Origin of the sequence: Pedobacter nutrimenti (genome assembly GCF_032678445.1) — a bacterium.
Lineage (GTDB): Bacteria > Bacteroidota > Bacteroidia > Sphingobacteriales > Sphingobacteriaceae > Pedobacter > Pedobacter nutrimenti_A.
Genome location: NZ_JAVTSQ010000005.1, coordinates 413,707 through 434,716, shown reverse-complemented (window position 1 = coordinate 434,716; position 21,010 = coordinate 413,707). Strand labels below are relative to the sequence as shown.

At 40.4% G+C, this 21,010-nt stretch carries 17 protein-coding genes and 1 tRNA gene; 11 read left to right on the top strand and 7 right to left on the bottom strand.

The genetic code is table 11. The features are described from left to right. Positions 1-3: 3 nt before the first annotated feature. Entirely contained in the window at positions 4-522 is a 519-nt protein-coding gene (locus tag R2S08_RS11360) for a hypothetical protein (RefSeq protein WP_316835289.1), read from the bottom strand. 176 nt (positions 523-698) lie between these two features. Between R2S08_RS11360 and R2S08_RS11355 the strand changes: the two genes are divergently transcribed. The 7 genes from R2S08_RS11355 to hscB are packed head-to-tail and all read left to right on the top strand — an operon-like array spanning position 699 to position 8,014. Further along, on the top strand, positions 699-1,652 hold the full coding sequence (locus R2S08_RS11355; protein ID WP_316835288.1) for a glycosyltransferase family 2 protein: 954 nt from the start codon (positions 699-701) through the stop codon (positions 1,650-1,652). 3 nt (positions 1,653-1,655) lie between these two features. After that, the gene (locus tag R2S08_RS11350; RefSeq protein WP_316835287.1) at positions 1,656-2,624 is read left to right on the top strand and encodes a glycosyltransferase; all 969 of its coding nucleotides are present in this window, start codon (positions 1,656-1,658) and stop codon (positions 2,622-2,624) included. Continuing rightward, on the top strand, positions 2,621-3,409 hold the full coding sequence (locus R2S08_RS11345; RefSeq protein WP_316835286.1) for a hypothetical protein: 789 nt from the start codon (positions 2,621-2,623) through the stop codon (positions 3,407-3,409). Before R2S08_RS11350 ends, R2S08_RS11345 begins: the two co-directional genes overlap by 4 nt. Before the next feature lie 9 nt (positions 3,410-3,418). Continuing rightward, complete coding sequence (locus R2S08_RS11340) at positions 3,419-4,921, top strand: GH3 auxin-responsive promoter family protein (protein ID WP_316835285.1); 1,503 nt, start codon at positions 3,419-3,421, stop codon at positions 4,919-4,921. A 14-nt stretch (positions 4,922-4,935) separates the two neighbouring features. Next, a complete protein-coding gene (locus tag R2S08_RS11335) occupies positions 4,936-6,117 on the top strand; it encodes a 1-deoxy-D-xylulose-5-phosphate reductoisomerase (RefSeq protein WP_316835284.1) in 1,182 nt (393 codons plus the stop codon). A 38-nt stretch (positions 6,118-6,155) separates the two neighbouring features. Beyond that, positions 6,156-7,487 (top strand): RIP metalloprotease RseP, encoded by a 1,332-nt coding sequence (rseP, locus tag R2S08_RS11330; protein ID WP_316835283.1) that lies wholly within the window; start codon positions 6,156-6,158, stop codon positions 7,485-7,487. Positions 7,488-7,495: 8 nt separating this feature from the next. Then, a complete protein-coding gene (gene hscB, locus R2S08_RS11325) occupies positions 7,496-8,014 on the top strand; it encodes a Fe-S protein assembly co-chaperone HscB (protein ID WP_316835282.1) in 519 nt (172 codons plus the stop codon). Between the two features lie 65 nt (positions 8,015-8,079). Here hscB and R2S08_RS11320 read toward each other — a convergent pair whose 3' ends face one another. The 5 genes from R2S08_RS11320 to R2S08_RS11300 all read right to left on the bottom strand — a co-directional run bounded on the left by R2S08_RS11320 (position 8,080) and on the right by R2S08_RS11300 (position 12,284). Continuing rightward, positions 8,080-8,982: an NAD(P)/FAD-dependent oxidoreductase gene (locus R2S08_RS11320; protein WP_316835281.1), complete on the bottom strand. Its 903-nt coding sequence runs from the start codon at positions 8,980-8,982 to the stop codon at positions 8,080-8,082. Positions 8,983-9,070: 88 nt separating this feature from the next. Beyond that, on the bottom strand, positions 9,071-10,705 hold the full coding sequence (locus tag R2S08_RS11315; RefSeq protein WP_316835280.1) for an ABC-F family ATP-binding cassette domain-containing protein: 1,635 nt from the start codon (positions 10,703-10,705) through the stop codon (positions 9,071-9,073). A 151-nt stretch (positions 10,706-10,856) separates the two neighbouring features. After that, a complete protein-coding gene (locus tag R2S08_RS11310) occupies positions 10,857-11,663 on the bottom strand; it encodes a lipoyl domain-containing protein (protein ID WP_316835279.1) in 807 nt (268 codons plus the stop codon). A 196-nt stretch (positions 11,664-11,859) separates the two neighbouring features. Continuing rightward, positions 11,860-11,939 (bottom strand) — tRNA-Leu (locus R2S08_RS11305). A 60-nt stretch (positions 11,940-11,999) separates the two neighbouring features. Beyond that, on the bottom strand, positions 12,000-12,284 hold the full coding sequence (locus R2S08_RS11300; protein WP_133780261.1) for a DUF3817 domain-containing protein: 285 nt from the start codon (positions 12,282-12,284) through the stop codon (positions 12,000-12,002). Positions 12,285-12,500: 216 nt separating this feature from the next. Here R2S08_RS11300 and R2S08_RS11295 point away from each other — a divergent pair, with 216 nt between their 5' ends. The 3 genes from R2S08_RS11295 (at position 12,501) to R2S08_RS11285 (ending at position 18,632) form a co-directional block, all read left to right on the top strand. After that, entirely contained in the window at positions 12,501-14,780 is a 2,280-nt protein-coding gene (locus R2S08_RS11295) for a family 20 glycosylhydrolase (protein WP_316835278.1), read from the top strand. Between the two features lie 158 nt (positions 14,781-14,938). Then, positions 14,939-17,332 carry an ABC transporter permease gene (locus R2S08_RS11290; protein ID WP_316835277.1) on the top strand — a complete coding sequence of 798 codons (2,394 nt, stop codon included), beginning with the start codon at positions 14,939-14,941 and terminating at the stop codon, positions 17,330-17,332. 97 nt (positions 17,333-17,429) lie between these two features. Further along, entirely contained in the window at positions 17,430-18,632 is a 1,203-nt protein-coding gene (locus R2S08_RS11285) for a Gfo/Idh/MocA family oxidoreductase (protein WP_316835276.1), read from the top strand. Between the two features lie 5 nt (positions 18,633-18,637). Here the strand turns inward: R2S08_RS11285 and R2S08_RS11280 are convergent, their stop codons facing one another. Next, entirely contained in the window at positions 18,638-20,005 is a 1,368-nt protein-coding gene (locus tag R2S08_RS11280; RefSeq protein ID WP_316835275.1) for a S41 family peptidase, read from the bottom strand. Between the two features lie 351 nt (positions 20,006-20,356). On the opposite strand from R2S08_RS11280, the gene R2S08_RS11275 reads away from it, so the two are divergent. Continuing rightward, entirely contained in the window at positions 20,357-20,938 is a 582-nt protein-coding gene (locus R2S08_RS11275) for an RNA polymerase sigma factor (RefSeq protein WP_410479525.1), read from the top strand. Positions 20,939-21,010 lie beyond the last annotated feature (72 nt).

Genomic DNA, 21,010 nt, shown 5'->3' with positions numbered 1-21,010 from the left:
GTTTTACTGAATTCTGCCTTGCTTGGAAAATGAAAAGTTGTAGGTTAGCCTGATACCAACAATCGGTGTTGCCTGATGGTTGATTCTTATAAAATCACCGTGAAGGTTGAGGTCAAGTATGCTTCTTTGTTCCGAGATCAGTTCATAGCCTCCGCTTGCTGTGGCGCCTATTCCGTTGTTGCTTCCTTCTTCTCCGCCTAGATAAGCCAATGCACCCAGACGGATATAGAAACCGGGTTCAATATAGTATTTGCCACCTAAGCCAAAATAACCGGTATAAGGGGTTTCGATACCGATAGAGGGTACCATAGAGAATTCTTTTGCCAATTTGATCTCTCCCTGAAGAACGCCTCCATAGCCTGAACCTTCTTTGGAAGCATTGAGTGCCAAACCGGCACCAATGGAATTTTTAGCCTGGCTATAGGCATGAGTACAAAAAAATGCAGTGCAAATCAGAAAAGCCAGTACGGAGCGTTGATATAGGGGAGTAATATGCTTAGCGATTCCGGGGCTTGATTTCATTTTTAAATTTTGTGTTTCAAATTAAACGCGAGTATACATAATATTATCATTTTTTTTGGCTGGAATTGATTTTAATTAAAGGAGATGATGAAATGCGAATTTTTTTATAAATCTTCATAAATGCTTAATCAGTTTTATCTAAGTTTGCAGATTGTTTATATTGTTGTAAATCATACATGGACATTTCGGTTGTAGTACCCTTATATAATGAAGAAGAGTCATTGCCTGAGCTCACCTCGTGGATAGCTAAAGTGATGGCTGAACATAATTTTACTTACGAAATTCTCTTTGTGGATGATGGGAGTACAGATTCTTCCTGGGCGATTATTGAACAACTCAAAGAGAAGTTTGATCGGGTAAGGGGTATCAAATTTAGGCGGAATTACGGAAAGTCTGCGGCTTTAAATGTGGCTTTTGAAGCTGCTATGGGTGATGTAGTGATTACGATGGATGCCGATTTGCAAGACAGTCCGGATGAAATCCCCGAATTATACAGAAGGATCAAAGAAGAAAAGTACGATTTGGTTTCCGGCTGGAAAAAGAAGAGGTATGATCCCATTACCAAGACGATTCCTACGAAGCTGTTTAATGCGGCGACAAGGAAAATGTCTGGAATTCAGCTGAATGATTTTAATTGTGGTTTGAAAGCCTATCGCAATGATGTGGTCAAAACCATAGAGGTTTATGGGGAAATGCACCGGTATATTCCTGTTATTGCAAAATGGGCAGGTTTTAAGAAAATTGGTGAGCAGGTAGTGGAACACCGGGCCCGTAAATATGGGGTAACCAAATTTGGTTTTAGCCGTTTTGTTAATGGTTTTTTGGATTTGTTGTCTATATTTTTTGTCGGGAAATTTGGCAAACGCCCAATGCACTTTTTTGGGTCGCTGGGGGTATTGAGTTTCTTACTGGGTACTTTTATGGCTCTATGGATGATTGGTGAGAAATTGTACCATATTGCTGCCGGTATTCCTTATAAACGTGAAATTACGGATCAGCCTTTATTTTATATTGCTTTAGTGGCCATTATCGTAGGATCACAATTGTTTTTAACTGGTTTTGTTGCCGAACTGGTGACGCGTAATGCACCTGAACGTAATCAGTATCTGATAGAAAAGGAGATCAGTTAAAGGATGTTTTTTTCTATTATAATTCCCTTATACAACCGGCCCCAGGAAATAGACGAACTGCTGGCTACCCTGACCAAACAGACTTACATGCAGTTTGAAGTGCTGGTGATTGAAGATGGCTCTGTCCATGATGCTAAGGAGATTGTTGCAAAATATAAGGACCGGCTGGATGTTCATTACTTCTTTAAACAAAATGCCGGACAGGGTTTTGCCAGAAACTATGGTTTTGAACATGCAAGGGGGGACTATTTTATCATTTTTGATTCGGATTGTCTTATTCCTGCTGATTATCTGGAAACGGTAAGGGATTATCTGTTTGAACATAAACTGGATGCTTACGGTGGCCCGGATGCGGCGCACAGTAGTTTTAGTCCGGTACAAAAGGCGATCAGTTATGCCATGACCTCTCCTTTTACGACAGGCGGGATCCGCGGAAATAAGAAGCACGTTGGACAATTTCATCCGCGCAGTTTCAATATGGGGGTTTCGCGCGAGGTTTGGGAGAAGGCAGGCGGTTTTATTTTAACCAGACTGGGGGAGGATATTGAATATAGTATTCGTATTCACGAGCATGGTTTTAAGATCGGACTGATTCCTGCTGCAAAAGTATACCACAAGAGAAGGACTAGTTTTGCCCAATTCTATAAGCAATTGCATTTCTTTGGCAGAGCCCGGATCAATATTTATAAGCATTTCCCTTCTGAGCTGAAATTGATCCATTTCTTTCCGGCTGCTTTTACAGTTGGTATTATACTAACTTTAATATTGAACATATTGTATCCGCCTTTGGCGTATATTTGTAACACAGCGTTGCTAATTATATTTGCAATGATTTTTTTTCATGCCTGGAGTGTGACTAAATCTGTTAAAGTTGCATTTTTGAGTATTATTGCATCTTTTATACAGCTTTTTGCTTACGGCATGGGTTTTATACAGGATTTTGTTAAAAGAGTAGTATTGAAACAATCATGATAGAATTTTTAAAAGAAAGCACCTTTACGGTGAACGAGGTGATTGGTAAAGCCTGGATACTAACCAAAAGGAATTACTTTTCCATTGCCACTTTATGCTTTTTAATGTTTTTGACTTCCAATGCCTCGGGTTTAATGGCTTTTTTCCTGAAAGACGTGAGTAAAGGTCTGAATATTTTCATGGCTGCCCTTTTTGTGATGCTGTATTTTACGCTTAATTTGTCCTTGCTGAAGTATATTTTTCACTTGCTGGATGATGAAGAGCATGATGTGAGTATTGTGAGTACGTTGCCTACCCGCCAGCAGATCATCCGGTTTTTGATTGCGATGTGCTATTTTATGTTTTGTATTGTAGGGGTATATTCTGTGGTGGCATTGGTTGGTTTTCCTTTTATCTATACAGGGATAAAAATGTCTGTGGTAACTAATGTTGCGATCTCTGTGGGTACCGTAGCTATTTTTATTACCTGGATCCGAATTTCTTTTTTTCCTTTTTTCATCATTGATAAGAATCAACCACCTTTTGGCTCTATTAAATTTAGTCTGGCCATTACAAAAGGAAATTTCACGAAAATTCTTCTGCTGTTGCTTGTGTTGGGTGGGTTTTATATTTTGTATCTGCTGGTGAGTTATATGCAGTGGCCTATTGTATCTTTCCTGATCAATATTTTAAGCTCTTTTATCATTGTTCCTTTATCTAATGTTGCTCTGACCATTGCTTATCGAAAAATGATGAGCGAGTATAAAGGTGATGAGCACCCTGATATCATTCACAATATTGTTTAAGCAAGGTTTATGGGATTAAAAGCAGCGTTGAGCAAACCTTTTGCCGCTTTTGTGGTAAAGGGGATTGACAAGTGGAAGAAGAATGCGGTGAAGGCACAGCAGGATACCCTTAAAAATCTGATGGCTTCGGCAAAGCAAACTTCTTTTGGAAAGGACCATCATTTTGCTTTGGTCAAAAATTATGAAGATTTTAAGAAACAGGTTCCGGTTAGGGATTATGAGGGCTTAAAGAATTATATTGATAGAGTTGTTGCCGGGGAAGCGGATGTGATGTGGAAGGGAAAACCGGAGTATTTTGCAAAAACTTCTGGTACAACTTCGGGGGCAAAATATATTCCCATTTCTAAAGACTCTATGCCGGAGCATATTAAGGCGGCAAGAAATGCTTTGCTTACCTATATTCATGAAACTGGAAATGCAGATTTTGTAAATGGGAAAATGATCTTCCTCCAGGGCAGTCCTGTCATGTCTAAGAAGAATGGAATTAAAGTTGGCCGCTTGTCTGGTATCGTGGCGAATCTGGTTCCGGCTTATTTGCAGAAAAACCGTTTGCCTTCTTACGCCACGAATTGTATAGAAGACTGGGAACTGAAGGTTGATGCAATTGTTGAGGAAACGATTGAACAGGACATGACGGTTATTTCTGGGATACCTCCCTGGGTACAAATGTATTTTGACAGGCTGACAGAGAAATCAGGAGGACGAAAGATCAAAGAAATCTTTCCTAATTTTAAACTCTTTGTTTATGGAGGGGTTAATTATGAGCCTTACCGGGCTAAAATTGAAGCGAGTATTGGCCGGAGGATAGATTCTATTGAGACCTATCCTGCATCGGAAGGTTTTATTGCTTATCAGGACAGTCAAAAGGATAAAGGATTGCTTTTACTGGCAGATGCGGGGATCTTTTATGAATTTATCCCTGCAGATGAATTTTATAATGACAACCCTACCCGCCTGAGTCTGGGCGAAATTGAACTTGATGTAAATTATGCTTTGATTTTAAATACCAATGCGGGTTTGTGGGGATATAGCATAGGAGATACGGTAAAATTTGTATCTAAAGATCCCTACCGGATTATGGTGACAGGGAGGATCAAGCATTTCATTTCAGCATTTGGAGAGCATGTGATTGGTGAAGAGGTTGAGCACGCTTTAATGAGTGTAGCCAATGAGGAGGGGATTGAAATTACGGAATTCACAGTGGCACCACAGGTGGTAGATCCGGAAGGTGGATTGCCTTATCATGAGTGGTTTATAGAGTTTGGAAATGTGCCTTCAGACCTTGTTGCTTTTAGCAGAAGGGTGGATGAGGTTTTGCAAAAGAAAAATATTTATTACTTTGACCTCATTGAAGGGAAGATTTTACAGCCGTTGATTATTCGTCCTTTGGTAAAAGAGGCTTTTGTGAGTTATATGAGAGCAGAGGGGAAGCTGGGTGGACAAAATAAGGTTCCCCGTTTAGCGAATGACAGAAAGATTGCGGATAGTTTAAGTAATTTTACGATTAAATAACAACGTCTTTGCAGATGTTGAAGGAGAAAAAGCTTTTGGCGATTAAAAAAAATATAAGCATACTGGGCTCAACGGGCTCTGTTGGTACACAAGCGCTGGAAGTAGTGAAGGCCAATCCGGAACGATACCGGGTTACAGCACTTACGGCTCAGTCTAATGACGTTTTATTGATTCAGCAGGCAAGGGAATTTAGACCCGAACTGGTGGTGATCTCTGATGAGGGGAAATATGAAAGCGTAAAGGAGGGCCTTGCCGGAACAGGAATTAAAGTTCTTGCGGGAGAATCCGCTTTATGTGAAGCTGCGGCTTTGCCTGTCAGTGATCTGGTTTTGACTGCTGTGGTCGGATCTGCGGGTTTGAAACCAACAATTTCGGCGATTGAAGCGGGTAAAGATATTGGTTTGGCCAATAAGGAAACCTTGGTGGTGGCGGGAGAACTGATCACGGAACTGGCCAGAAAACATGGTGTTAAGATTATTCCGGTGGATTCTGAGCATTCGGCAATTTTCCAGTGCCTGGTTGGTGAAGCATCTGATGCGGTAGAAAAAATTTACCTGACAGCTTCAGGTGGTCCTTTCCGGGGGAAGGACCGGGCCTATCTGGCTGGAGTGACGAAGGCACAGGCCCTGAAACATCCCAATTGGGTGATGGGGGCAAAAATCACGATCGATTCTGCATCTATGATGAATAAAGGGCTGGAGGTGATTGAAGCGAGGTGGTTGTTTGATTTAGATGTTGATCAGATTGATGTCATTGTACATCCGCAGTCTATAGTTCATTCTATTGCACAGTTTAAAGATGGATCTATGAAAGCCCAGATGGGCTTACCGGATATGAAACTGCCGATTCATTATGCACTGGCCTATCCGAACAGGGTGGAGAGCCAGCTTCCGCGTTTTAATTTTATGGATTATCCTGAGTTGAATTTTTTCCCTCCGGATTATTTGAATTTCAGAAACCTTGATCTGGCCTTTCGTGCATTGAAAAAAGGGGGTAATATGCCTTGTATTATAAATGCGGCAAATGAGGTGGTTGTAAATGCCTTTTTACAGGATAAAGTAGGTTTCCTGGAAATGAGTGATATTATAGAACGTTGTATGGAGGATATGCCTTTTGTTGGTCAGCCGGTACTGAATAATTATTTAGAAACCGATCATCATACGCGTATATTTGCCCACCAACTCGTAACAAAGTAATTTTTATTGATCTAATTATAAAAACATTAAAATAATATATGAACGGACTGATTATGGCTGCCCAGTTATTGCTGGGATTATCGATACTGGTAATATTACACGAATTAGGACATTTCTTGGCGGCACGTGCTTTTGGGATTAAAGTAGAAAAGTTCTATTTGTTTTTCGATGCCTGGGGTGTGAAGTTATTTAGCATTAAACGCGGAGATTGTGAATATGGAATTGGCTGGCTGCCTTTAGGTGGTTATGTTAAGATTTCAGGGATGATTGACGAATCTATGGATACGGAACAGATGGAACAACCTGTACAACCCTGGGAATTCAGGTCCAAGCCGGCCTGGCAGCGTCTGATTGTGATGTTAGGTGGTGTGGTTGTGAACATTATTGTTGGGATTTTTATTTTCTGGATGCTGACATTTAAATATGGAGAAACCTATGTGCCAAATAATTCCGTTCAGAATGGAATCAACCCCGGAGTGATCGGTAAAGAAATAGGTTTACAAAAGGGAGACCGTGTCATTGCGGTAAATGGAAATAAAGTACTGCGTTTTGATGAACTGATCAGCCCAAAAGTATTGCTTGGTAATACGAATTTGACGGTAATCAGAGAAGGGAAAACAATTGATATTAAAGTTCCGGATAACATTCTGAATAAAGTTTCTGATCTGGGAATAGAGGAATTTATTTCGAGGGAGCCTTTACTGACCTCAACCATTGATAGTGTGATGAGCGGAAAACCAGCTTCTAAAGCGGGTGCGCATAAAGGCGACCGTATTACAGCAATTAATAGTGTACCTGTAAAATACAATGTTGATGTGATCCAGGAAGTGAAAAAGCTGAAAGGCAAGGAAATGGTATTTACCGTAAACCGTGGCGGGCAGAGTTTAAACCTGAATTTGCCTGCAGATACGGCTGGTTCAGTAGGTATTGGATTTAATATTCATGAGATTAAGATAGAAACGATTCATTACGGCTTTTTCCAGGCTTTACCTATAGGTGCTCAACAGGCTTGGGTTCAGTTTAGTACCAATGCTAAAGGTATCTGGAAAGTCATTACGGGTAAAGTTAAGGCAACAAAGGCATTTTCAGGGCCTGTAGAGATTGCACGTAAGGTTTATGGAGGTCAATGGATCTGGGAAAGATTCTGGGCGTCTACGGCTTTTATTTCTATTGCTTTGGCTTTTATGAATCTATTACCTATTCCTGCACTGGATGGCGGACATGTTGTTTTTCTGATCATTGAAATGATTAAAGGGAAACCACTTGGTGATAAATTTATGGAACGTGCCCAGATTGTAGGTTTTGTTCTGCTGCTTTCCTTGATGGTTTTTGTGTTGGGGAACGATATATTTAAAGCTTTTATTAAGTAGGCAGTTTTATGGACTATTTTGAGCTGTATGGCTTATCCTTGAGTTTTAATCCGGATCCTGCTGTCATTAAACAGAAGTTTTATGAGTTGAGCAAAAAGTTTCACCCAGATTTTTATATCATGGAAAGCCAGGAGAAACAGGAGGAGGTATTGGAATTGTCTACACTGAACAATAAGGCTTATCAGGTATTGGGCGATCCGCAGAAACGCCTGCATTATATCCTCGAACTGAAAGGTCTTTTGACAGAAGGAGAGAATTATGTGCTTCCTCAGCATTTTTTGATGGAAATGATGGAGGTGAATGAAGCTTTGATGGAGCTGGAATTTGAACCTGATGCAGGAAAGTTACTGGCGATTAAAGCAGAGGTGGATCTGATTGAAAAGCAGCTGTTTGATGAGCTGTTGGTGTTGACTTCTGGTTTTGAAACACAGGATGAGGAGCAGCAGAAACAATCTTTGTTGAAGATCAAGGACCTTTATTACCGCAATAAATATTTGCTCCGGTTGAGAGAAAGACTTGATAAATAATTGATAAAAGACCTGGCGGCAGCCGGGTCTTTTAGGTAAAAGAGGGTTTTAATCCCGTTGTGAAGTTATTTTCCGGAGATCAGGTCGTGGTTTATAAAGGCACCGGCTTTTGTTCCGGCAGCGACAGCGGATGCGACAGAACGCATGCTTGTGGTGTTGTCGCCTGCAGCATATATGCCGGGTATGGAGGTTCTTTGGAATTCATCTATTTGGATATATCCTTGTTCGTTAATTTCACACCCGAGGTGCTCAGGAATCAGGCAGTGCTGTTCGAATGGGAGTTTTGCATAGATAGCATCGAGCTGAAAGGTGCTTCCATCATTAAAATTCATGGATTGAATATAGCCCTTGAGGTGCTGGAACTTCCTGATCTTTTTTTCTACTATAAATATGTTCTTCAGTGCCAGTTGATCTGCTTGTGCGGCTGTAATGGTGGATGGGCCATTGGTGAATATGGTCAGTTGGTCTGTCCAGTTATGGAGCAACTGACTGAATTCAAAGGCGATGTCGCCATTGGCCAGTAAACCCGTTTTTTGCCCTTTATATTCGTAGCCATGGCAATAGGGGCAATGGATAGCTGAGATTCCCCAGCAATCATCAAAGGATTCGATATTTGGCATCAGATCTTTTACACCGCTTGCAAACAGCAATTTTTTTGCTGTAAGATCCTGATGGCTGGAGGTGGATACCAGAAATTGTTCTTTCTCTCTTTTTACCTCTGTAACCCCTGCATCCATGAACTGAACTGTTGGGTATTGCAGGACTTGTTCTTTTCCGGTTTCGGCAATAGCAGCGGGTGTTTTTCCATCTTGTGTAAGGAAGTTGTGAGAATGGGGTGTGTGACGGTTGCAGGGCTTTCCACTGTCTATAACCAATACTTTTCTAATGGCTCTGCCGAGGGAGAGGGCCGCGGATAAGCCGGCATAACTGCCTCCGATGATGATGACGTCAAAGTTTTTAGTGATCATATGTATAAATTATTATTTGCAAAAAAAGCCTTAGAGAAATCTAAGGCTTTTTTGCGTTCAATAGGTGTTTTTAGGGCAAATACCTTTTTTAGCTTTGTTCGATTTCTTTTAGACTATCCATTTTCTTGTAGGCCAGGAATCCTTTGATGTCCTCAAAGTGTTCCCGGACGCGCTTATTTCCAAACTCGAATACTTTTTTTACCAGTCCATCAAGGAAATCCCGGTCGTGGGATACGAGAATCAAAGTGCCATCAAAATCTCTAAGGGCGTCTTTGATGATGTCTTTGGTCTTCATGTCCAAATGATTGGTTGGCTCATCCAGTATCAACACGTTTACAGGTTCCAGGAGCAACTTGATCATGGCCAAACGGGTTTTCTCTCCTCCGGAGAGTACCTTAACTTTTTTTGTCGTATCGTCGCCACTGAACATAAAGGCACCCAAAAGGTCTTTGATTTTTACAGTACCATCGCTTAATGGAATCTGGTCAATGGTTTCGAACACCGTTAAGTTCTCGTCAAGTAGCGCAGCCTGGTTTTGGGCAAAATATCCAATCTTGGCATTGTGGCCTATTTTTAACTCTCCTTCGAAGTCGATCTCACTCATAATGGCTTTGATCATCGTCGACTTACCCTCTCCGTTTTTACCCACAAAAGCCACTTTTTCTCCTTTTTCGATCACCATAGATGCTTTTTTAAATACAACATGATCGCCGTAAGTTTTAGTGAGCTCTTCTACAATTACAGGATATTGGCCAGAACGTGGAGATGGTGGAAATTTCAATCGTAATGCCGAAGTATCTACTTCATCGATCTCAATAACTTCGAGCTTTTCGAGCATCTTTACGCGCGATTGCACTTGCAGGGTTTTGGAATAGGTTCCCCTAAACCGGTCTATAAATTCCTGGTTATCTGCGATAAAACGTTGCTGTTCCTCGTAAGCTTTCAATTGGTGTACACGACGGTCAGCACGCAACTGGAGATAGTGGCTGTATTTGGCTTTGTAATCGTATATTCTGCCCATCGTAACTTCGATGGTACGGTTGGTGATGTTATCTACAAAAGCACGATCGTGTGAAATGACCATCACTGCTTTTGCGGAGTTGATGAGGAAATCTTCCAGCCATTGTATACTTTCGATATCCATGTGGTTGGTCGGCTCATCCAATAAGATGAGATCGGGTTTCTTTAATAGAATTTTGGCCAGTTCGATGCGCATCCGCCATCCGCCGGAAAACTCAGAGGTTTGGCGGGTAAAGTCTTTACGCTCGAAGCCTAAGCCTTTTAATACCTTTTCTACTTCTGCATCATAATTGATCTCTTCGATCGAATAAAATTTTTCACTCAGTTCCGATACACGTTCGATCAGCTTCATATAATCATCACTTTCGTAATCTGTACGGATGGTAAGCTGCTCATTCAGCTCATCAAGCTCTTTTTGCATTTGGTTTACCTCTTCGAAGGCTTTCATTGTTTCTTCAAAAACGGTCACCTTATCATGGGTGAGCAGATGTTGTGGTAGATACGCTATTACCGCATCTTTTGGACCGGTTACGTTCCCGGAACTAGGTTTAGCCACATCGGCAATGATCTTTAGGATGGTCGACTTGCCTGCGCCATTCTTACCCATCAGGGCAATTTTATCGTTCTCGTTTATCGAAAAGGTTACGTCGCTAAACAGAGTGGTTCCGCCAAATGAAACGGAGATGTTATTTACATTGATCACAGTATGGGAATATTGAATTATTGGCAAAGATAAGGGAAAGACATCGAATTATGGTGACCAAGATATATTTGTAGACAGCCAATTGGGAAACTGCTATTAGCTTAATTGAAGTTTGCTTTTTTGATGCCCAAGTATCAGCGTTTTTACTAACTCAGGTTATCAGTAACGCAATACAGATTGGAGATTTAAACACGATACCTTCTTCTAATAGCCATATCAGCCGGCCGGTATGGGGAGCAACAACCTCAACTGAAACTTTGTCTGTACATATCTCACAAATTATTTCATCTTTCAAAACGATATTATTCAGGTCTATTTTCCAATTGCTGATGATAGCTGATTCGGAAGGAGCATAACTCAATAAATCGCCCGGATTGTATAGGACTTCAATGCTCTGTGGAAATTTACCTTTAATATCACTATACGTTGATAGCGATGGACGAGGCTTTCGCCAGACCGGTTCTCCGGTGGGCACGTTAATTTTTAAATAACCTTCGGAAAGTTTTCTGGTCGATTCGGCTTCCAGGGCTTTATTGGAGTCTTCTTTTTCTTGCCTGGCCAGTTCTTCCTGCTGATCAAAAAAGTTGGTTTCTCCTTTTAGAATATCTGCAGCATAGGTCATCAGGTAATGAGAATATCCATAGAGTTGATCAATTTGATTGCCCTCAACAGGTATTGCAGGTTTTCGTTCTTTTATCAGTTGCAGAATGCTATATAGGGGACTATTCTTTGCGTTAATCCCAAAATGAATGTTTGTATTCATCCCCCAGTTAACACCTTCTACTACAATCCTGATCTTGTGATTCGAAAATCTTATCTGAAATAAATTATCCATTTCTGTTAGGACAATATTTTCTTCTTTTAAGCCAAAGCTACTGCAGATAATGGAAAAGGCTTTTCTTGCTTCATTTTTGAAGTTATAAAGCGCGTCGGCATGTAGTTTATAATAGTCTTGCACGGCTAGTGGGTATTAAAGATAGATGAGAACTCTTACTTATCCCTGTTTGAAAAACGATCTCGTTTATAACTTCCATTTGTTGATTGTATGTCGTGAATGAAGAGTAGCGGTATAAAGATAAGCAAACCGAAAGTAAAGAAAAAAGGGTTGCTTTTTAATGAGCAACCCTTTAAGGTTTGGACTTTTGTCCGGTATGTACCCAGCGCCGGAGTCGAACCGGCACGGTTTCCCACAGGTGTTTGAGACCAGCGCGTCTACCAATTCCGCCAGCTGGGCATTTGCTTTGTTAGCGGGTTGCAAATGTATAAAATGAATTATAAAAAGCAAAATTTATTTCTAATTATCTTCTTTTAGCTTTTTATCCACATAGAATGGGGCAAAAGGCAGCAATGAAGCCAGTACAATCAGAGCTGATTTTCCTGTTTTCCATTTGTTATCCATCCAGGCCATGATAAAAAAAGCAATGTAAAGTACAAATAATAGTCCGTGTGCCCAGCCTGTGTATTTTACGGCCAGAGGAAGATCTGCAAAATATTTAAGGGGCATTGCAATAAAAATTAACAGGATATAAGAAATCCCTTCTGCAACGGCTACTTTTCTAAAGATAGATAGTGAATTCATAATGGGGTATTGATTTGCGGCTAAAATACAGTAAAGACGGATGCAAAAAGATCCTTTTTTGCTTTTTTACAATGCGTTAACCCGAGAAATTTGAATTTTCTGTTTTTTCCTGATCTGTTCTGCTACTTTTTGATTAATGATTTAAGGATTTTTTAGTTGATTGTTTTTAAAAATCATATTCTATATTTGAATAAAAGGTTTTAGTAAAATTTATATATGAAGTGTCGATTGATTAATCTGGCCTTGTTGTCAGTGTTAGTTTGTGTTAAAATTTCTGTAAATGCTCAGGCTGTTCCTGGAACTTATACAGTGATTCCCCAACCATCTGTCTTAAATCCGCAGTCTGGTCATTTTATTTTAAATCGTAATACGGTCATTAGCCCGTCTTCGGGAACGCTCTTTGGAGCTGCTGTGAGAGAGTTGAAGACGATGAAGGAAAAAACTGCAGCAATAACGAAAAATACAATTTCATTGAAATCTGTGCGTGAAGATGTGATTCCAAGAGGCGGCTATAAGCTTTCGGTGAAGAATGAAAACGTGGTGCTTACAGCGTCTACCGCTGAAGGTGCATTTGCTGCTGTATCCACCTTAAAACAATTGATTGGAGCAAATCTGTATAAGAGTACTTCAAAGGGGGGCTTTAAAATTCCGGGTGTGGAAATTAGTGATGCACCACGCTTTGAGTGGAGGGGAGTACATTTGGATGTTTCCCGGCACTTCTTTGACCTGGAGTATCTGCGGAAAATGATTGACCGAATGGCTTTATATAAGTTCAATAAATTTCATTTGCACTTAACTGACGATCAGGGTTGGCGTATAGAGATCAAAAAATACCCGGAGTTAACGGCTAAAGGTGCCTGGCGTACTTTAAATAAGCAGGATTCTGCCTGTTTGGTACTCGCAAAGGATAACCCGGATTATGAATTGCCGGAAAAGCACTTTAAGATGATTGATGGGGTTAGGAAATACGGTGGATTCTATACTCAGGAGGAGATGAAGGGGCTGATTAAATACGCTGCAGACAGATCTGTTGAAATTATACCTGAAATTGATATGCCGGGACATATGATGGCTGCAACGGCTTTGATGCCCTGGCTGACTTCCAAGGGTAAAGGAGGACAAGCTAAAGACTTTTCTGAACCTTTATGTCCATGTAAGGAAACTACGTTTGAATTTGCCGAGAATGTATTTACAGAAATTGCAGCATTGTTTCCAAGTAAATACATTCATTTAGGAGCTGATGAAGTAGAGAAGAGCAGCTGGAAAAATGTACCTGAATGCGATGCGCTGATGAAGAAGGAGGGCTTGAAAGATATCAACCAACTGCAAAGCTATTTTGTACATCGTATGGAGCGATTCTTCAATAGTAAAGGGAAAAAGTTGATTGGCTGGGATGAAATTCTGGATGGGGGTATTTCCCCTACGGCCACATTGATGTATTGGAGGACCTGGGTGCCAGATGCTCCAAAGCATGCGGCGGAGAAAGGCAATGAACTGATCATGACGCCAGGAGAGTTTTGTTATTTCGATGCACAGCAGGATGCCAATTCTTTGCAGAAAGTATACTCTTTTGATCCTTATAATTTTAAGCTGAATACGGCCGAAAGAAAATTTGTAATGGGTGTTCAGGCCAATATCTGGACAGAATATATTCCTAGTGAGCAAAGATTGGAGTATATGGTCTTTCCCCGTTTGCTGGCGATGGCTGAAGTAGCCTGGGGTAAACCGAGTTTGGATTGGAAAGGCTTTGAGCAAAAGGTTATTGATCAGCTCCCTATGCTGGATGCGATGAAAATCAGTTATCGTTTTCTGGACTTGAACGGGTTTAGTGTAAACAGTGTTTTTGTAGATAAGGCTTCTCTGGAAATTTTTAACCCGGTTAAGAATTTTGATATACGTTATACCACAGATGGTTCTGTACCAAATTTGTCTTCTAAACTGTATAAAGGGAAACTGACCATTGAACAACCTGTTCAGTTTAAACTTGCTGCATTTAATACATCCGGAAAAAGAGGGGAGTTGTACACGGTTAATTATGAGAAGCAGGATTATGCTCCGTCAGTTCAGTTGGCTTCTGCAAAAAAGGGTCTGGATTTTTTCTACTATCCAGGAGCCTATCACTTTGTGAAAGATATTAATGAAAAGGCACTTGAAGTGCAAAAGGTGACTTCTGCTATTGAAATCCCTGTTGAAAAAACGGCAGATCAGTTTGCGACACGTCATAAGGGCTATTTTTATGCGGCTGAAAAAGGTATTTACACTTTTTTCCTTCGATCTGATGATGGCAGCGTATTGAAAATGGAAGGGAAAATGCTTGTGGATAATGATGGATGGCATTCTTCATTTGAAAAATCTGCCCAGATTGCTTTGGCTAAAGGATATCACCCTTTTGAACTGTTGTTTTTAGAAGGTGGCGGTGGATATACATTGAAACTTGAAGTTCAATTGCCTTCGGGCGAACGCAGACCAGTTCGGTCAGAAGATTTTTACCGGTAGGGCCTGAACATAAATGAACAGTTCAATGTCCGGTTATGAACAAAGGAGCAAACGTAAGTTGCTCCTTTGTCGTTTATGCCGGGTTTTTGATTATGGCATTGCTTTAGATCGTTGATTTATACTAATTGTTGCAGTAACAGAAGAAATCATCTTTGACTATGTTTAGACTGAACTTAAAAATAGCTTTGCGGAACCTTTCCAAGCGAAAAGGATATACCCTGATTAATATTGCAGGGCTTTCTATAGGAATGGCCAGCTGTATATTGATCTATATGTTTATTTCCTTCGAATTAGGTTATGACCAATCTTTCTCTAAAAAGGAAAGGATATATAGGGTAATTACTTCATTTGATTATTCAGGAACTATAGACTATTCTCAGGGTGTTTCTATACCGCTTACTCAGGCGATTAAAGAAGAGTTTCCTCAAGTTGAAAGGGCAGTAGCACTTCAACTTAGCGGCGGGATCCTGAAAATTAAAGATAATCTAGGAAAAGAAAAGATAAAAACTGCCGAAGATATATTTTATGCGGGACCCGAGTTCTTCGAGGTTTTCAATACGCAATGGTTATTGGGAAATCCCATTAGTTCACTGTCTCAGCCAAATACCATAGTGCTCTCTAAAAAGATGGCTCGGAGATATTTTGGAGACTATAAAGAGGCCATGGGCAGGACCATCAATTTTCAAAACAAAATTGACCTTAAAGTGACTGGTGTCATTGATGATCTTCCGGAAAATACCAGTTTCCCTCTGAATATTATACTTAGTTATGCGAGTTATCCGAACAGGAGCAACAAAAACTGGGAGTCTATAAGAAGTGCTTCCAACTGTTATTTGTTGCTTAAAAAAGGCACAAATATACGCGAATTTGAAAATGCACTCTCCAGGTTTACGGCTGATAAATACCGCGGTAAGAATATGGTGGGGAAAGTGAATCATTTATTGCAGCCTCTGCATGAACTACATTATGATGAAAGAGTGGGAAACCCGGCAAATAAGACCGTATCCATGAAATCAATCATTGGCATGGGGATTATTGGTCTGTTCTTATTGCTTACGGCCTGCATTAATTTTATCAATATGGCAACTGCTCAGATGATCAGCCGTTCAAAGGAAGTTGGTGTACGTAAAGTAATGGGAAGCTCGCGTAATCAATTAAGATGGCAGTTTTTGTGGGAAACCGGATTAATTACCTCTATTGCAGTAGTATTTGCTGGTGTATTTGTAGAGCTTGCAGGTCCGGGGCTGTCTGCTCTTTTACAATCAGATATTAAATTCGGATTTTTAGCTTATCCTTCAGTTTGGTTCTTTATTGGGGTTTTATGGATTGCTGTAAGTTTTTTTGCGGGATTCTATCCTGCTATCATCATGTCTGGATTTAGTCCTGTGCTGGCCATTAAGAATAAAGGAATAAGATCAGACGCTGGTGGATTAAATTTAAGGAAAATTTTAATGCTGGTTCAATTTTCCATTACAGCGATGCTGGTCATAGGAACTTTGGTGGTGATCCGGCAAATGAAATATATCCGTGAAAAGCCGCTTGGTTTTAGCACGAAGACCACAGCCATAGTTGATGTTCCTACAGATAGTTTGAGCAAGACTAAATTTGGACTTTTAAAGGAGAAACTTGCTCTTATTCCTGGGGTGAAGGGCCTGAGCTTTTGCAATGCGGCGCCCACATCCAATAACAATTATGATACAGATTTTTCTTATGATCACAAACCGAAGGCTGATTTTTCTGTTAGCGCTAAATCGGCAGACGAAGATTATTTCAACACATTTGGAATGAAGATCATCGCAGGAAGGGCTTTTTATAAAAGTGATACAATTAAGGAATTTGTGGTGAACGAGACGCTTCTGAAAAAACTTAAAGTAAAGAATCCGGAGGAGGCATTGGGGAAATTCTTTACGATGGAAAGCAGTAAGGGAGTTATTGTAGGAGTCGTACAGGATTTTGTTGATCAATCGCTGCATGAAATGATTTCTCCTGTTGCAATTTCTACTTCAAAAACGGAATATTATGCGATTGCCGTAAAGCTGGATACCAAATCTATTTTGCCGGTGATGAAACAAATAGAACAGCAATGGAACAGTATTTTTCCTGATCATGTGTATGGGGCTGTTTTTTTAGATGACCAGGTTAATCAGTACTACAAAACTGAACAGGTCATGGGAGCACTTTTTAAAGTGTTTGCGGCGATGATCATCTTCATCTCTTTCATAGGTTTGTTCGGCCTGGTATCGTTTGTTTCTACGCAAAGAACCAAAGAGATTGCTATTCGAAAAGTATTGGGAGCGAGTACATTTGAGCTAGTTGCGATGTTGAACAGTTCTTTTTTGAAAATGGTGCTTTTTGCAAATTTGCTCGCCTGGCCTGTTGTTTACATTTATATCCATAAATGGCTGGCTGGTTTTGCTTATAGGATTGAGATGAACTTCTGGCCATTTGCTCTGGCGATGACGGCTTCTTTAGGGCTTACTTTTATAATTGTAAGTCTTCGGTCTTACAGGGCTGCAAGAACTAATCCTGTGAAGGCGTTAAAAGAAGAGTAGTTAATAGTTCAATTAGGTTACTTAAGTAAAATATATATCACATGGGTGATATCAAGTTGATATTTTTATAAATTTATCCGTACCAAATAAGAGAAATATGATCAGACGGAGTTTTATAAAAAAGGCGGGAATTACAGCGGGGGGTTTATTATTGCACAATACCTTGCTTAAGGCGGTAAGCTTACCTTTTGAAAGCAGGAAAATTAATATTGCAGTTATTGGCTGTGGCGACAGGGGAACGGGGCTTATGCAGGTATTAAAACAAATTCCTGACCTGTACCAGATCAAGGCCATTTGTGATGTCCTTGATTTTCGTTTGGAAAACGGCCGAAAGATAGTGCCTGGAGCTTTGGCTGTTAAGGATTATAAGGCAATCCTGGATCATAAAGATATTGATGCTGTACTGATCTCTGTACCTTTAAATATGCATTTTCCGATTGCTAAAGATGCTTTGCTGGCTGGTAAACACGTTTATTTGGAAAAAACGATGACTTATAATATTCCCCAGGCTTTAGAACTGGTGGCCCTGGTCAAGTCAAAGCCTAAGCAGATTTTACAGGTTGGACATCAATACAGATATACACCGCTTTATTTCAAGGTTAAAGAGATGATCGATCAGGGGTATCTGGGTAAGGTAACGCAGATTGATTGTCGCTGGGATCGTAACGGAAGCTGGAGAAGACCTGTTCCTGACCCTTCGCTGGAACGACAGATCAACTGGCGGATGTATAAAGAGTATTCCGGTGGGCTCCCGGCAGAATTATTATCCCATCAGATTGATTTTATCAACTGGGTTTTTGATACGCATGCCGATGAAGTCATTGCAACAGGTGGTATTGATTTCTATAAAGATGGAAGAGAAACTTATGATAACGTACAAGCTGTGCTGCGGTATAGTAAAGAGCACATGATCGGAAACTTTGGGGCGACTTGTGCCAACAGTCATGATGGCTACTTATTTAAGATCAAGGGTTCAAAAGGAAGTATTTCTCTGTTGGTGGATGAGGGGATATATTATCCGGAAAAGGAAACTTTAAAAAAATACAATCAGACAGTGGATGGTGTAACAGGTGCAACCAAAATTACCTGGAATAAAGACGGTGGTATTCCGATTCTTACCGAACCAATCAAAGATGGGTCCTGGTATGCGTTAACTGATTTTCATAAATGTGTGACAAGCGTGGAAATGCCGACTTCAAATGTGTTTACGGGATCTAAGACAGCCATTAGTGTGCATATGATCAATAATGCCCTTTTTGGAAATGCGATAGAAAACTGGAAACCCGGGTATACTGTATAGTTCCCTTATTGGAGGAGACTCAATGCCTTTTTAAGGTCCAGGTCTCGCTTATTGGTGATGTCTTCAGCGCTGTATGACACCGTATAATCAGGAAAAATTCCATGTCCAAATACCGGGTTTTTAGCAACGGAGACCACACGCATCCATGGGAATTCAACAACGATATGGGTGTTTGGTAAGGTGAGGTGTTGAATAGTGCCCCCACTACAGCCTTCTTCTGCACCTGCAGTTTCTCTGCCAATAAATTTGGCGTTTTTACATTGGGCCTTAATGGCAGCAGCAGCATGTGCACCTGAAGAAAAAGTTGCCCCGTCAATCAAAACGAATAGCGTGCCCTTAAAATGCCATAGTGGGTTAACCGGGAGTGCCTGGTAGGACAATCCGAATACGGGTCGAAAATCAATATGATAGCCGTCTGCTCGTTTAGGGCCGGGTTTAAAACCGAGTTTAAAGCTTTCTGTCCGGTTGGCATCAAAGTACTTATTAAAGGGGTTGACTGCCGGGTCAGGGGTCCTGGATCTTATTTCTTTGATGATATGGAAGGATGAATCTGCGAGATAGGAGAGTAGTTTTGCTGCAATTCTGATATCACCTCCTGTGTTATGTCTAAGGTCAATAATGAGATTTTTAATGCCTTTCATCCGTATTTGCTTAAAGGCCTGCTCGTAAATCAGCGTATCGGCGTACTGAAAGGTTTTGACCTCAAACCACGCTGTTGAACTGGTGTTTGAAAACCGGAGAGGCAGATAATCTGTGTTGGTGGCTTCTGTCCAGTTTTTCTGTTCAGGGGCCTGTTTTTGTTCTGGTTTAAAAGGAGTATTCTCTGTTATAGCACCTATTTGTACGATTTTGGTTTTGCCTTGGTTATTTCTGACCAGTACCCGGTAGGGGGCTTTCCAATGGTAATATTTAGTACAAGCATCTTCGAAACCATCGTATTCACTTAAAAATAGTTCTTTGAAAGTTTCATTGTAGCCATCACCACAATATAGATCATAGCCGTGACGTATGACATCGGAAGTTGGAATGTCATTGATGCTAATGATTTCGTCACCTGTGTGAAGCTTAGCTGTTCTATAGGTCTTAACCCAGGCCCGGTGATTTCGAACCAGAACCTGAAAGGGAAGGGGCGGTTGTTTAGGCTCTTTGGAAGGATCAAATCCTGCGGAATGCTTTAATTGAGTATGCCCGCATTTCAATGCACATAGAAAGGGATAGATCCTGGTGATAAAGTCACTTTCGGTTAGAGGATGAGTTATTGACGAACAAGTGCTTTTATATATTGCTTTGAGCTGTTGTGGGGTAGTATAAATGCCATAGGCTGGATGCATTTCCTGAATAGCAGCCCAAAGGATTGCTAAATCTTCCTGCATATTTTTAACGGAGATCTTTTTAAGGATTACCGTTGAGACAAAAGTCTGTTTTTTTTGATATTTGCCTGCCTTTGATATGGGTATACCGAACAGAACAGCGCATAGGACTAATAACGGTACGACGGTAAAGGTAGATTTTTTTAAAGATCTGAAGCCCATTCTGGCAAATTGAACTCTAATTTACTTTAGTGTTTTGTTAAATCAAATTTTTTTGCGAAAATATATAATATAGTGGTACAGCGTTGTTTTTATGTTTAAATGTAGTTTACGCAAACGTTTGCGTTTTAAATATTTTACATTATTTTTGGAATCCGCTGTACTCCTTGATATATTCACACCGTGATTAAATAAGTGATTTTGGAATCTTATAACGATCTTACAGATAGTCAATTAGCAGGTTTGCTGAAATTAGGAGATACTGCCGCCTATGCCGAGATCTACGATAGGTATTGGGTGGTTTTATATCGTTATTCCAGAAAAGTGCTTTTAAATGAAGATGAAGCGGAAGATGTGGTTCAGGATATCTTTGTCATGTTATGGAGTAAGTCTTCAGACTTGGACATCAAAGTGTCTCTTTCTTCTTTTCTTTATGCTTCTGTTAGAAACCGGATACTTAAACATTTTGAAAGAAGTAAAGTCCGTAATAATTATCTCAATTCACTGGAGAAATTCATTGATGAAGGTAAATGTATTACAGACCATTTGGTAAGAGAGCATGAACTGGCATCCAGAATTGAGGCAGAGCTTGCTCAGTTGCCGGCGAAAATGAGAGAAGTATTTGAATTAAGCCGTAAAGCGCACCTTTCCTATAAAGAGATCTCAGAAAAATTAGAAATCTCGGAACTTACTGTTAAAAAGCAGGTAAGTAATGCAACAAAGGTATTGAGGATCAGACTTGCAGATACCTTCAGCGTCTTTTTCACATTTTTTTAGTTTTTTTTCTCGTTGGTTCTACTACTTTGACCTGAGCTGCGGTTCTTTACCATATGCCGGCATGATGACTAT